Here is a 12746-nt window from a genome sequence, read left to right on the forward strand (position 1 = left end):
GCGAAGAGGCCGGTACAGGCACCACAAATACTGCTAACGTGAGTGCTCTCAACCGCCAAGGACCGCTCAGATGCCGCCACGTTCACCCGCCCCCACCGGCTTCATTCGCGTTCGTGGCGCCCGCGAGCACAACCTGAAGAACATCGATGTGGATATCCCTCGCGACGCGCTGGTGGTATTCACGGGGGTGTCCGGCTCGGGCAAGTCCTCGCTGGCCTTCTCCACCCTCTACGCCGAAGCCCAGCGCCGCTACTTCGAATCGGTGGCGCCCTATGCCCGGCGCCTGATCGATCAGGTCGGCGTGCCGGACGTCGACGCCATCGAAGGCCTGCCGCCTGCCGTGGCCCTGCAGCAGCAACGCGGCACGCCGAGTGCACGTTCCTCGGTGGGCAGCGTGACTACCCTGTCCAGTTCGATCCGCATGCTCTACTCCCGCGCCGGCAGCTACCCGGCCGGGCAACCGATGTTGCATGCCGAGGACTTCTCGCCCAACACCCCGCAAGGTGCCTGCCCGGAGTGCCATGGGCTGGGGCGGGTCTATGAAGTGAGTGAGGCGACCATGGTCCCCGACCCGTCGCTGACCATCCGCGAGCGGGCCGTAGCGGCCTGGCCGATGGCCTGGCAGGGGCAGAACCTGCGGGACATTCTGGTGACCCTGGGCTATGACGTCGATACCCCCTGGCGCGACCTGCCCCAGCAGCAACGCGACTGGATTCTCTACACCGATGAAACACCCACGGTGCCGGTGTATGCCGGCCTGACCCCGGCGCAAACCCGCGCTGCGCTCAAGCGCAAGCTCGAGCCGAGTTACCAGGGCACCTTCAGCGGTGCCCGGCGCTACGTGCTGCACACCTTCATGCACTCGCAGAGCGCGCAGATGCGCAAGCGTGTGTCGCAGTACATGCGCCCCAGCCCATGCCCGCAGTGCCAGGGCAAGCGCCTCAAGCGTGAGGCGCTGGACGTAACCTTCGCCGGCTGCGACATAGGCGAGCTGTCGCGGTTGTCGTTGCAGGCGCTGGCCGAGGTGTTCCGTCAGGTTGCTGCCCCAGGCTATCTGGAGCAGCACGACGGCAACCTGACCCTGGAAAAACGCCTCGCCGCGCAACGCATCGCCAACGAACTGCTCGAACGCATCGGTCCCCTGCTCGACCTGGGCCTGGGCTACCTGGCCCTGGAGCGCAGCACCCCTACCCTGTCCTCTGGAGAGCTGCAACGCCTGCGCCTGGCCACCCAGCTGAACTCGCAATTGTTCGGCGTGATCTACGTGCTGGACGAGCCGTCGGCCGGCTTGCACCCGGCCGACAGCGAAGCCCTGTTCGAAGCGCTGCAGCGACTGAAGCAGGCAGGCAATTCGGTGTATGTGGTGGAGCACGACCTGGATACCATGCGTCGCGCCGACTGGCTGGTGGATGTGGGGCCTGCCGCTGGCGAGCATGGCGGCACCATTCTCTACAGCGGGCCGCCCGCCGGCCTGGCCCGGGTCGAGCAGTCATGCACCCGGGCCTACCTGTTCAGTACATTGGCCCAGGCCACGCGCACACCACGCCAGGCCCGCGACTGGCTGAAGCTCGAAGGCATCAGCCGCAACAATCTGCACGACCTCAGTGCCGCATTCCCGCTGGGTTGCTTTACCGCCGTCACCGGTATTTCCGGCTCGGGCAAGTCGAGCCTGGTCAGCCAGGCTCTGCTCGAGCTGGTGGGGGCGCACCTGGGCCATGCCGACCTGCGCAGCGAGCCTGAGGAGCAGAGCCTGGAAGATGAACCGGAACAGGCCAGCGGCGGGTTTGTCAGCGCCGGCCTTGGCAGCATCAAGCGCCTGGTGCAGGTCGACCAGAAACCGATCGGCCGCACGCCTCGTTCCAACCTGGCCACCTACACCGGCCTGTTCGACCATGTACGCAAGCTGTTCGCTGCCACCGAACAGGCCAAGGCACAAGGCTTCGATGCCGGGCGTTTCTCCTTCAACGTTGCCAAGGGGCGCTGCGAGAACTGCGAGGGCGAAGGCTTCGTCAGTGTCGAGTTGCTGTTCATGCCCAGCGTCTACGCGCCCTGCCCGACCTGCCATGGCGCTCGCTACAACCCGGAAACCCTGGCGGTGAGCTGGCAGGGCATGAACATCGCGCAGGTGCTGCAATTGACCGTCGACCAGGCCCTGCAAGTGTTCGCCGAGCAGCCAGCGGCTCGCCGCTGCCTGCAGGTGCTGCAGGACATCGGCCTGGGCTATTTGCGCCTGGGGCAGCCGGCCACCGAACTGTCCGGCGGCGAGGCGCAGCGCATCAAGCTGGCCACCGAGCTGCAGCGCATGGCCCGCGGGGCGACGCTGTATGTACTGGACGAACCTACCAACGGCTTGCATCCGCAAGACATCGATCGGCTGCTGGTGCAGCTCAACCGCCTGGTCGATGGCGGGCACAGCGTGGTGGTGGTCGAGCATGACATGCGGGTGGTCGCGCAGAGCGACTGGGTGATCGACATCGGCCCTGGGGCCGGGGATGCCGGGGGCCAGGTGGTGGTCAGCGGCACGCCACAGGTGGTGGCCGGGTGTGCTGAAAGCCGCACTGCGGCGTTTCTGGCCAAGGCCTTGTAGCGCCTGCACCGGCCTCTTCGCGGGTAAACCCGCTCCTACAGGTACTTACACAGCTTGCAAGATCTGTGGTGAACAGAGATGCCGTCTTGCCATGATTGCGCCGCTCTAGCCCGTAGGTTCTAATCGCGCACGACCCGTTTGCCTTTGTCACCCAAGGAAGTGTCACCATGTACAGGAAGATCGTGCCGCTGGCGCTGTTGGCAACCCTGGCCGGTTGCTCGAACAGCGAGGAAACCAGCGAGGCCAGTTTCCAGAAGGCCGCCCAGGCCTACCTCGATACCCAGTACCCACACTGCTTCGTCATCAGTTCATTCCCCACCAGAACCCAGGACTTCGACGTCCATAGCACCAACAAAGCGTTGCATGCCCTGGCCCAGGTAGGTGTGGTCAGCGAAAAGGAGATCTCGCGCACCGAGGTGCCCGCCCGCCTGTGGCAAGCGGCACGCACGGACATCTACTACGCCTATGACCTCACCGACGAAGGCCGCAAGTATTACAAGGCAGATAACGGGCTGTGCTTCGGCAAGGCGCAGGTCACCGCGATCGAGCAGTTCAGTGAGCCGAGCGAGGTGACCGGGCAGAAGATGTCGAATGTGACCTATGCCTACAAGATCACCGGGTTACCGGCTTGGGCCGGGGATGACGGGGTCAAGGCCAGCATTGCCGAACTGGGCAAGGCGGTGGCCAGCAATGACGCACCGCTCAAGGAAACCCGGGCGATGGTGCTGACCAGCCAGGGGTGGCGGTTGCAGGAGAAATAGCCGTTTGCCGTGCCGGCCTCTTCGCGGGTAAACCCGCTCCCACAGGTCCATCACAGGCCTTTAGACCTGCGCAGTACCTGTGGGAGCGGGTTTACCCGCGAAAGGGCCGGTACAGACTTACATCCACCAGGCCAGCACCACCGGCAACCAGGCAAACGACAACACCGTAGAACACATCACCAGGTTCGCCACCTGCTCCGGCTCGCGGTTGGCGCGCACCGCCATCAGGTAATTGAAAACCGCCACCGGCATCGCCGACTGCACCACCAGCACCGCACGCTCCAGGTTGCCCATGCCCAGCGCCGCACCTACCGCCCAGCCTACAGCAGCCCCCAGGCCAATGCGCAAGCCGCCCAGCAGCATGCCGCTGCCCACATGGCGCAGGCGAATGCTGGCCAGCGACACGCCCAGTGTCAGCAACATCAGCGGGATGGTCATGCCGCCCAGCAGGTCTGCGGTATTGGCCAGCCAGCGCGGCAACTCGAAATCGAGAAAGATGATCGGCATGGCGCCGGCCAGGCTGATCACGATAGGGTTGCGCAGCAGTGCCTTGAACGAAGCCGCAGTACCGGAAATGGCCATGCCGAGGGTGAACTGGACGATCGACAGTGTCAGGAAGAACGCCACGGCCAGGGCCAGCCCGTGTTCGCCAAAGGCATAAAGGCTGATCGGCAGGCCCATGTTGCCGGTGTTGGGGAACATGAACGCCGGCAACAGCACACGCCAGTGCATGCCCGAAGCGCGGCACACCAGCAAGCCGGCCAGGGCCATGCCCAAGGTGCACAGCAGGCAGGCCATGGCCATGCTGGTGAAAGCGTTCGGGTCCAGCTCGGTGCGGCTGAGCGTGGACAGCACCAGCGACGGGGTGCCGACGGTCATCACCACCCGGGCGATGAATTCGGTGGGGTAGTCCAGGCCCTTGCGGGCCCAGGCATAGCCGATGCCGGCGACGATGAAAACCGGGGCCAGGACGGCGAACAGCGAAGCGAACATGGGGGCCTTCCTTGGGGGTGGGCCCCGCATTATGCCGCAGTCTTCGGTATTGCCGGGGCTGCTTTGCGGCCCCGGGATGTCCGCCCAAGACGCATTCGTGTCGCCCACAGACTGCGGCGTCTCGTCGCACACCCAAGCCCCTTGGGCAAAACCGCGCAAGCCCGTAGAATCGCGCTTCCTTTTCGCCCGTCGCCTTGAACGGTGGCAACCGGCAACGTCGCATCCAGCCCAGGCACATCCGTGCAGCCACTCGGCCCCGTTCGGGTCGAGCCGGTGTGCGCGTCCGAAAAGGCGCTCATTCCGCTCATCCAACTAGAGGTACCTATGTCTCCGCGTTTGCTGGCCATGGCGCTGGCGCCCCTGCTCGGGCTGTTCATCATTGCCCTGGGCAACGGCTTCATGTCTTCCCTCACCACCCTGCGCCTGGGCGCTGCCGGCGAATCAGCCACCACCATCGGTGTGGTCTCCTCGACCTACTTCATCGGCCTGACCCTGGGTGCCATCTTCAACGACCGGCTGATCCTGCGCATCGGCCATATCCGCGCCTATACCAGCTTCGCCTCGCTGATCGCCGTGACCATCCTGCTGCAAGGCCTGTTCTACGACGTCACCTGGTGGTCGGTGCTGCGCCTGATCAACGGCTGGGCGGCAGTGGGCGTGTTCCTGGTGATCGAAAGCTGGCTGCTGCTGGCCGGTGACGCCAAGATCCGCGGCCGCTTGCTGGCGCTGTACATGATTGCCTTCTACGGCGCCGGGGTCATCGCCCAGGCCGGCCTTGGCGAAATCACCCAGATGGGTGACACCGCACCGTTCATGCTGGCCGGCGTGCTCGCCGCCCTGTCGGTACTGCCCATCGTGATCCTGCCGCGGGTGTCGCCACTGCTGGACCAGGTCGAACCGCTCAAGCCGCGCCAGTTGCTGGGCGTTGCGCCGTCGGGCCTGGTCGGCTGCTTCGGTTCGGGTGTGGCCATTGCCGGCATCTATGCCCTGCTGCCGCTGTACCTGCAGCGCATCGGCCTGGATGTGGGCGAGGTCGGCAACATGATGGCCTGGGTAATTCTGGGTGCCATGCTGCTGCAATACCCGGTCGGACGCTGGTCTGACCGCAAGGACCGCCAGGATGTGCTGATCGCCCTGGCCGGGCTGTGCGTGCTGCTGTCGCTGGTCACGGTGTTCCTGCCGTCTGACTCGATCCTGCTTCCGGCCATGCTGTTCTTGCTGGGCGGTGGCGTGTTCACCCTTTACCCGGTGGCGGTCAGCCATGCGGCCGACCGCGCGCCATCGGATGCACTGGTGCCGATGATCCAGGGCCTGCTGCTGATCAACTCGCTGGGTTCGGCCATGGCGCCGGTGGCGATTTCGCCGATGATGACCGAGTTTGGCGAGGCCGGGTTGTTCTGGGCCTTTGCCGTGGTCAACCTGGCCATGGTGTGCTTCTTCATGTGGCGCCGAGGCAAGCGCCCGGCGGCAGAACACCCGGCTCCGTTCACAGCTTCGACCACCTTCTCGCCGACCGGTGCCGAGCTGCGGGTGACCGAAGACCTGATGCACGCGGCGCAGGAGCACCCACCGCTGGAGCCGGTGGAGAGTGCTGCGCCAGCGCAGGCGCAGCGTTCAGAATCGCATTGACTCCGGGGGCTGCCCTGCAGCCCTTTCGCGACACAAGGCCGCTCCCACAGGGACCCCACCAGCTGAAGGAATGCGCCATACCTGTGGGAGCGGGCGCGCCCGCGAAATTAGCCATTCACCAGGTTGGCCGGGCGCTCACCAGCCAGGGCACTGAGCAGGTTGTCCACCGCACAGCGCGCCATGGCCTGGCGGGTTTCCTCGGTCGCCGAGCCGATATGCGGGGTCGCCACCACGTTGTCCAGCTGCAACAACGGCGACTGCGCCGGCAACGGCTCCTGCACGAACACATCCAGGCCGGCGCCGCGTATGCGCCGGGCACGCAACGCTTCGATAAGCGCTGGCTCATCCACCACGCGCCCGCGGGAAATGTTCACCAGAATTGCCTGGGGCTTCATCAGCGCCAGCTCCCGCGCGCCGATCAGGCCTTCGGTGCTGGCACTCAGCGGCACGGTCAGGCAAACGAAATCCGCCTGCTGCAACAGCTCGTCCAGGCTGCATTGACGCGCAGCATGGCGCGCCTCCACCTCTGGCTTTGCACGCTGACTGTGATACAGCACACGCATGCCAAAGCCGGCCGCGGCGCGCCGGGCCAGGGCCTCGCCGATGCGGCCCATGCCGACGATGCCCAGCGTCTTACCGTGCACATCACTGCCGAAATGCGCCGGGCCGAGGTTGGCCTGCCAGCTCCCGTCTCGCACCCAGTTCGCCAGCTCCACCACCCGCCTGGCGGTGGCCAGGATCAAGGCGAAGCCCGTGTCGGCGGTGGTTTCGGTCAGCACGTCGGGAGTGTTGGTCAACATCACGCCACGCCGGCTGAGTTCGGCGATGTCGTAGTTGTCGACACCGACCGAAACGCTGGACACCACTTCAAGCTGTGGCGCCAGGTCGAGCAGGCTGGCATCCAGGCGCAGGCTGGCCCCCAGCAGCCCGTGCGCCCCCGGCAAGGCATCGCGCAGACGGGCCAGGCCATCGGGCTGGGAGGTATCCACCCAGGTCACCTCGACGCGCTCTTGCAGGCGTGCCATCAAGTCGTCGGACAGGCGTTTGTACAGGACGATTCGCTTCTTCATTGCACAGGTTCCTAATGGTTCATGGCCAGACGCGAGTTGCCGCGCTTGGCCCGGCCGGATGTCTGGGAAGTATTGAGTGCGGCGGTAAGCGCCACTGCGGCCAGCAGCGCACCGCACATGAACAGGTAGGAGGCACCAGGCCCGCCGGTGACGCCATTGAGGTAACCCACCAGCCACGAGCCACCGAACGAGCCCAGCGCGCCCATGCTGTTGATCAGTGCCATGGCACCACCGGCGACGTTGGCCGGCAGGATCTCGGGCACGATTGCGAAGAACGGGCCATAGGGTGCGTACATGCAGGCGCCGGCGACCACCAGCAACGCGTACGACAGCCAGAAGTGCTCGGTGCCCAAGGCGTACGAGCCATAGAACGCGACGGCGGCGATCAGCAGTGGCGGCCAGACGAAACGCTTGCGCTTCTGCAGGCGGTCGGACGCCCACGACACACCGACCATGCCCAGCACCGCCGCCAGGTAAGGTACCGACGACAACCAGCCGGCCTGCACGATGTCGAGGTTGGCCGCCTGCTTGAGGATCGACGGCAACCACAGCACGAAGCCATACACACCGATGCTCCAGCAGAAGTACTGCAGCGAAAGGATGATCACCTGCGGCGAGCGGAACGCCTCGCGGTAGTTCTTCACCGGCTTGATACCTTGCTGCTCGGCAGCCAGCGCCTGTTCCAGGGCGGCCTTTTCCTGCTCGCTCAGCCAGTTCACCTGGGCCGGGCGGTCATCCACCAGGCGCCACCAGAAGAACGCCCAGATGACGGCGGGCAGGCCTTCGATGATGAACATCCAACGCCAGTCGTAATGCTTGACCAGGTAGCCCGACACCACCGACATCCACAGGATGGTCACCGGGTTGCCGAGGATCAGGAAGGTATTGGCGCGCGAACGCTCGGCGCGGGTGAACCAGTGGCACAGGTACACCAGCATGGCCGGCATCACCGCCGCCTCCACCACCCCGAGCAGGAAGCGGATGGCGATCAGCATGTAGACGTTGCTGACCACGCCGGTGAGCGTGGCAAGGCCGCCCCAGAGTATCAGGCAGACAAAGATCAGCTTCTTCACACTGCGCTTTTCGGCATAGATGGCACCGGGCACCTGGAAGAAGAAGTAACCAAGGAAGAACAGTGCCCCCAGCAGCGAAGACAGTGCGGGGGTGATATGCAGGTCTTCAGCCATGCCGGAAGCGGCGGCGAACCCGTAGTTGGCGCGGTCCAGGTACGCCAGGCTATAGGTGAAGAACACGATCGGGATGATGTACCACCAGCGGCGAGGTGCCAGGCTTTGGCTTTGCATGGTTCGTTTCTCCTGAGCTTGTTGTTTTTGTTGCAACAGGTGTTTCGGGTCAAGTGTTCAGGCGCTTCTGCGCAAGTCGTGGGCTTGCAGCTCATGGCGCAGCGGCAGCCCTTCCATGTCGCCACGCGACTGCACGGCGCGGCTGCCGCACCAGTTGCCACGCGCCACTGCCTCGGCTACCGGGTGGCCCTCCAGCAGCGCACTGAGCACGCCGACGGCAAAGGCATCGCCAGCGCCAACAGTGTCTACCACCTGGCTGACCGGCACTGGCGCCACTTGGCCTTCGCCCTTGGCGCTGCGGAAGTAGGCACCGGCGTCGCCCAGCTTGATCACCACCAGTTCCACCCCTTGGTCGAGGTAGAAAGCGGCGATGTCTGCCGGGGTGTGCTGCCCGGTCAGCAGGCGGCCCTCTTCCAGGCCTGGCAGCACCCAGTCGGCCTTGGCCGCCAGGGCATTGACTTCGCGCACCATGCTGCTCTGGTCAGGCCACAGCGAGGGGCGCAGGTTGGGGTCGAACGAGATGCTGCGCCCGGCGGCACGCATGGCGTCCATCAACGCATGGGACAGCGCCCGGCAGCCGTCCGACAGCGCCGGCGGGATGCCGGTGGCGTGCAAGTGGCGGGCCTGCAGAGAACCCGGGCGCAGCAGCGCCGGCGACAGCCGGCTGGCCGCCGAGCCACGGCGGAAGTACTCCACCGCCGGGTCGCTGCCGTCATCGCAGCGGGCCTTGAGCTGGAAGCCGGTGGGGTAGCTGCCATCTACCTCGACACCAGAGCAATCCAGCCCTTCGCGGCGCAGGCTGTCGAGCACGAAACGGCCCAGCGAATCGTCGCCCACCCGGCTCAGCCAGCGGACCTTGAAGCCCAGCCGCGCCAGGCCGATGGCCACGTTGCTGTCGGCGCCGGCAATGCGCTTGCCGAACTGGCCGACACTGGCCAGGTCGCCGGCCTGCTCGGCGACGAACATGGCCATGGTCTCGCCGAAACACAACACGTCATGCTCATGCATGGCTCAGCTCCTCGCTCGATACGCCCTGCCCCAGCGCCGCCAGGTCGCGCACCTGGGCACGGGTCAGCGCCAGCAGATCGTCGCTCATCAGCGGGTACTCGACAGCGCGTACCACGCCAGGGGTGAGCTCGGCCATCAGCTCGGCCCACTCCTGCAGGTCCGATGCCTCTGGCGGTACGGCAACCAGGCGCCCATCGGCCCGGCACTGCACGGCCTTGCAGTGCACATAGCGCACCCAGCGGCCCAGCTGGCGTGCGGCATGTCGGGCAGGCTCGCCCTGCCACTGCCAGTTACCGATGTCGAAGGTCATGCCCAGGGTCAGCCCGAGCTCGTCGGCGCGCTGGAAAAACTGCTGCAGGGGTTCGATCCGTCCACCATGCGCGGTCTGGTCGTTCTCCACCAGCAGCAATGGCCCATGCGCCGGCAACAGCGTCGCCAAGGCCGCGACGTCACAGCCCGCATGGTAGTGGCCCAGGGAAACCTTGAGCGCGACCGCGCCAAGGGCGCGGGCAGTTTCAAGCTTCTGCGCCAATTGCGGGTCAGGCACGCCTTGTGCGGTCCACAGTTCCAGGGGCGTGGAATACAGGCACTCCAGGCGTAGCGCGGCAATGGCTGCAGCCAGCGCTGCAGTGTCCGGCGCACAAGTGAACAGTTCTTCGCGCAGCTCCACGCGGGTAACGCCGGCGGCAGCCAGCAGGTCAAGGAATTGCTCCTGGCCACGCTGCCGGACAAAGTCGGCACCGTAGCTGGAGAGGCTGATGGAAACGGGGTTCGAGTGCATTGTTCTTGTCCTTATGAAACCGGTTTCATTTTTTTGATGACAGCAGGCACGCAGGTGCCTGCCTGTGATTACTGTGGCTGGGTTGAACCTCGGATGATCAGCTCGGCCTTGAAGTCGATGCGCCGGGCTGCCCCGCTGTCGCCGCGCAGGCGGCCAAGCAGGCTCTCGAATGCCGCCACGCCGATTCGCTCGGTGGGCTGGGCCAGTGCAGTGATGCCGCTGCCGACCAAGGGGTACCAGTCGAGGTCGTCGAGGGCGATCAGCCCGACGTCCACGAACAGATTGCGCCCTGCTTCGTGCAGGGCCCGGGTCACGGCCAGGGTGGCGACACCGTTGAAGGTAAAGATGGCCTGCGGGCCATGGCCGTTGCCGGCAAGGAACGCAGCCAGCTGGTCATCCAGCCCGGTGCCGGTCTCCAGCACCTGCTGGCGCATGCCGGGGCGACGGCTGACCGAGGTGCCGAACGCCTGTACTCGCTCCAGGCGCGAGCTGGTGCCATCGAGGGGTTCGGTTACCGCCAGGATGTCGCGGTAGCCTTGAGCTTGCAGGTGGTCGAGGGCCTGCTCGACCGCGTCGGCATTGTCCAGGCCAACCAGGTCGACATTCAGTTCGGGCAACTGGCGGTCGACCAGCACCATGGGGATGTCGCGCTGCAGGTTGAGCAATTCGCCGGGGTGATGGCCAAGCGTGTTCACGATCAGCCCTTCGACGTTGTAGGACTGCAGGGCCACCAGATGGTGACGCTCCTGCTCGTCGTCGCGGTTGGTGTTGCACACCACCAGGCTGTAGCCATGCTGGCGGCAGGCTGTTTCCACGCCATGCATCACGGCCACTGAATAGGGGTTGAGGATATCGGCCACCAGCATGCCGATCAGGCGCGTCTGGCCGCGCTTCAGGCCACGGGCCATCTGGTTGGGGCGGTAACCGAGGCGCTCGATGACCTCTTCCAGGCGCTTGGCGGTGGCTTCGGCGAGCAACTGGCGGTCACCGCCGATGTAACGGGAGACGGTGGCCTTGGAAACGCCAGCGACACGCGCTACTTCGCTGATGGTGACCCGTTCGCGGGCATGGGCAGGCGCGTCGGTCATGGGCTGTCCTTATGATTGTTGTGATAGCGATGAAACCGGTTTCAATACAGCAAAATCGCACGCGCTCGTCAACATGCCGTTGGTCGGGAGTGCGTTATCCATGCATAGTAAATGTAATAAGAATGCTCTTTAACTAACTGATAAATAAAGAAAAGTAAATGCAAAACTCTGTGAGAGCGGGTTCACCCGCGAATGCGATTTTGAATGTGCAGACGCATTCGCGGGTAAACCCGCTCCTACAGTGGATTGGGGGGGCAGACAGGGGAATGCAGTTAACGGAGGGATTTCACGTCACTGGCAGTGACGGCACTGCTCTGGTTACCCCAACTGGTGCGAATGAAGTTCACCACCTCGGCAACCTCCTGGTCACTCAGGCGCCAGCCGAACGCCGGCATGGTGAAGTTCGACGGTGCCGCGTGCGTCGCTGGCACCGTGCCCCCCGCCAATACCACCTGGATCAGCGATGTGGCATCCGCCGTCTGCACCACCGGGTTGCCGGCCAGGGCCGGGAACACGCGGGTATAGCCCTGGCCATCGGTACGGTGGCAGGCCGCGCAATTGTCGATGTACACCGCCGCCCCGGGCTTGCTGTCGTCACCCTTCCATAGCGCATCCGCCACCTGTTTGTCGTACACGTGCGGCTGGTCGTCAGGGTTGCTTGGCGGCAACGTCTTCAGGTAGCGGGCGATAGCGGTCAGGTCGGCGTCGCTCATGTGTTGCATGCTGTGCTCGACCACGTCGCTCATGCCACCGAACACGGCACTGCGGTCGCTACGGCCAGTCTTGAGAAACTGCACCAGCTGCTCTTCGCTCCAGCTACCCAGGCCGTCCTTGTGGTCGCCACGCAGGTTCTTGGCAATCCAGCCTTCCAGCGGTGCACTGCCAGCCAGGAACTGCTCGCCCTCCTGTGGGCTCAGTGCCTTTTCCTGCATGGTCAGTGCCCGCGGCGTATGGCACGCGCCACAGTGCCCCAGGCCCTCGACCAGGTAGGCACCGCGGTTGACCACCGGGTCGGCTGCCGCCGATGCCTGCCAGGGCTTGGCCTCTGGCGCGAACAACCCGCGCCAGACCGCCAGCGGCCAGCGCATGCTCAGCGGCCAAGGGATATCGGTGGCCTTGTTCGTCTGCTCGACCGGTTCCACGCCCTTCATGAAGTAGGCATACAGCGCCTGCATGTCCTGCTCGCTGACGCGCGCATAGGACGGGTATGGCATGGCGGGATACAGGGTGCTGCCATCCTTGCCGATGCCCTTGCGCACCGCCTGGTCGAAGTCTTCGAAGCTGTACTGGCCGATACCACTGGCCGCCGGGGTGATGTTGGTGGAGTACACCGTGCCGATCGGTGTTTCCATCGGCAGCCCACCGGCGAACGGCTTGCCGCCCTTGGCGGTATGGCAGGCGACGCAGTCGCCGGCGCGGGCCAGGTACTCGCCCTGGCGCACCTGCGCATCGTCATTCGGCGCAGCCTGAGCAGCCACGCTGGCACCCAGCAGGGTTGCGATCAACATTGTCTTCATGCGCATCG

General features: G+C 65.2%; 10 protein-coding genes. 3 read left to right on the plus strand and 7 right to left on the minus strand.

All coding sequences use genetic code 11. From position 1 onward, the window contains the following. Window positions 1-70 precede the first annotated feature (70 nt). Both uvrA and QN085_RS13820 read left to right on the plus strand, forming a co-directional pair. Window positions 71-2587: an excinuclease ABC subunit UvrA gene (uvrA, locus tag QN085_RS13815; RefSeq protein WP_013972761.1), complete on the plus strand. Its 2517-nt coding sequence runs from the start codon at window positions 71-73 to the stop codon at window positions 2585-2587. A 167-nt stretch (window positions 2588-2754) separates the two neighbouring features. Then, window positions 2755-3348, plus strand: coding sequence for an SEN1982 family lipoprotein (locus QN085_RS13820; protein WP_013972762.1), 594 nt, complete (start codon window positions 2755-2757; stop codon window positions 3346-3348). Window positions 3349-3465: 117 nt separating this feature from the next. Here the strand turns inward: QN085_RS13820 and QN085_RS13825 are convergent, their stop codons facing one another. Beyond that, window positions 3466-4341, minus strand: coding sequence for an AEC family transporter (locus QN085_RS13825; RefSeq protein WP_013972763.1), 876 nt, complete (start codon window positions 4339-4341; stop codon window positions 3466-3468). A 324-nt stretch (window positions 4342-4665) separates the two neighbouring features. On the opposite strand from QN085_RS13825, the gene QN085_RS13830 reads away from it, so the two are divergent. Beyond that, entirely contained in the window at window positions 4666-5970 is a 1305-nt protein-coding gene (locus QN085_RS13830; protein WP_023663517.1) for an MFS transporter, read from the plus strand. Between the two features lie 107 nt (window positions 5971-6077). Here the strand turns inward: QN085_RS13830 and QN085_RS13835 are convergent, their stop codons facing one another. The 6 genes from QN085_RS13835 to QN085_RS13860 form a co-directional block, all read right to left on the minus strand. Further along, window positions 6078-7040: a 2-hydroxyacid dehydrogenase gene (locus QN085_RS13835; RefSeq protein ID WP_013972765.1), complete on the minus strand. Its 963-nt coding sequence runs from the start codon at window positions 7038-7040 to the stop codon at window positions 6078-6080. 11 nt (window positions 7041-7051) lie between these two features. After that, the gene (locus QN085_RS13840; RefSeq protein ID WP_023663526.1) at window positions 7052-8344 is read right to left on the minus strand and encodes an MFS transporter; all 1293 of its coding nucleotides are present in this window, start codon (window positions 8342-8344) and stop codon (window positions 7052-7054) included. Window positions 8345-8401: 57 nt separating this feature from the next. Next, complete coding sequence (locus tag QN085_RS13845; RefSeq protein ID WP_024087185.1) at window positions 8402-9352, minus strand: sugar kinase; 951 nt, start codon at window positions 9350-9352, stop codon at window positions 8402-8404. After that, window positions 9345-10133 (minus strand): IolE/MocC family protein, encoded by a 789-nt coding sequence (locus QN085_RS13850; RefSeq protein ID WP_023662454.1) that lies wholly within the window; start codon window positions 10131-10133, stop codon window positions 9345-9347. Before QN085_RS13850 ends, QN085_RS13845 begins: the two co-directional genes overlap by 8 nt. Before the next feature lie 68 nt (window positions 10134-10201). Further along, window positions 10202-11221: a transcriptional regulator PtxS gene (ptxS, locus tag QN085_RS13855; RefSeq protein WP_023662455.1), complete on the minus strand. Its 1020-nt coding sequence runs from the start codon at window positions 11219-11221 to the stop codon at window positions 10202-10204. A gap of 272 nt (window positions 11222-11493) precedes the next feature. Further along, window positions 11494-12738: a cytochrome c gene (locus QN085_RS13860; RefSeq protein WP_023662456.1), complete on the minus strand. Its 1245-nt coding sequence runs from the start codon at window positions 12736-12738 to the stop codon at window positions 11494-11496. Window positions 12739-12746: the final 8 nt, after the last annotated feature.

Origin of the sequence: Pseudomonas sp. M2(2023) (assembly GCF_030263955.1) — a bacterium.
In the GTDB taxonomy this organism is placed as follows: Bacteria; Pseudomonadota; Gammaproteobacteria; order Pseudomonadales; family Pseudomonadaceae; genus Aquipseudomonas; species Aquipseudomonas asiatica.

Bases quoted from the DNA above. Each gene is read 5' to 3' on its own strand.
- uvrA (WP_013972761.1), top strand. From the start codon at position 71: ATGCCGCCACGTTCACCCGCCCCCACCGGCTTCATTCGCGTTCGTGGC.
- QN085_RS13830 (WP_023663517.1), top strand. From the start codon at position 4,666: ATGTCTCCGCGTTTGCTGGCCATGGCGCTGGCGCCCCTGCTCGGGCTG.
- QN085_RS13845 (WP_024087185.1), bottom strand. From the start codon at position 9,352: ATGCATGAGCATGACGTGTTGTGTTTCGGCGAGACCATGGCCATGTTC.
- QN085_RS13850 (WP_023662454.1), bottom strand. From the start codon at position 10,133: ATGCACTCGAACCCCGTTTCCATCAGCCTCTCCAGCTACGGTGCCGAC.
- QN085_RS13840 (WP_023663526.1), bottom strand. From the start codon at position 8,344: ATGCAAAGCCAAAGCCTGGCACCTCGCCGCTGGTGGTACATCATCCCG.
- QN085_RS13860 (WP_023662456.1), bottom strand. From the start codon at position 12,738: ATGAAGACAATGTTGATCGCAACCCTGCTGGGTGCCAGCGTGGCTGCT.
- QN085_RS13825 (WP_013972763.1), bottom strand. From the start codon at position 4,341: ATGTTCGCTTCGCTGTTCGCCGTCCTGGCCCCGGTTTTCATCGTCGCC.
- QN085_RS13820 (WP_013972762.1), top strand. From the start codon at position 2,755: ATGTACAGGAAGATCGTGCCGCTGGCGCTGTTGGCAACCCTGGCCGGT.
- QN085_RS13835 (WP_013972765.1), bottom strand. From the start codon at position 7,040: ATGAAGAAGCGAATCGTCCTGTACAAACGCCTGTCCGACGACTTGATG.
- ptxS (WP_023662455.1), bottom strand. From the start codon at position 11,221: ATGACCGACGCGCCTGCCCATGCCCGCGAACGGGTCACCATCAGCGAA.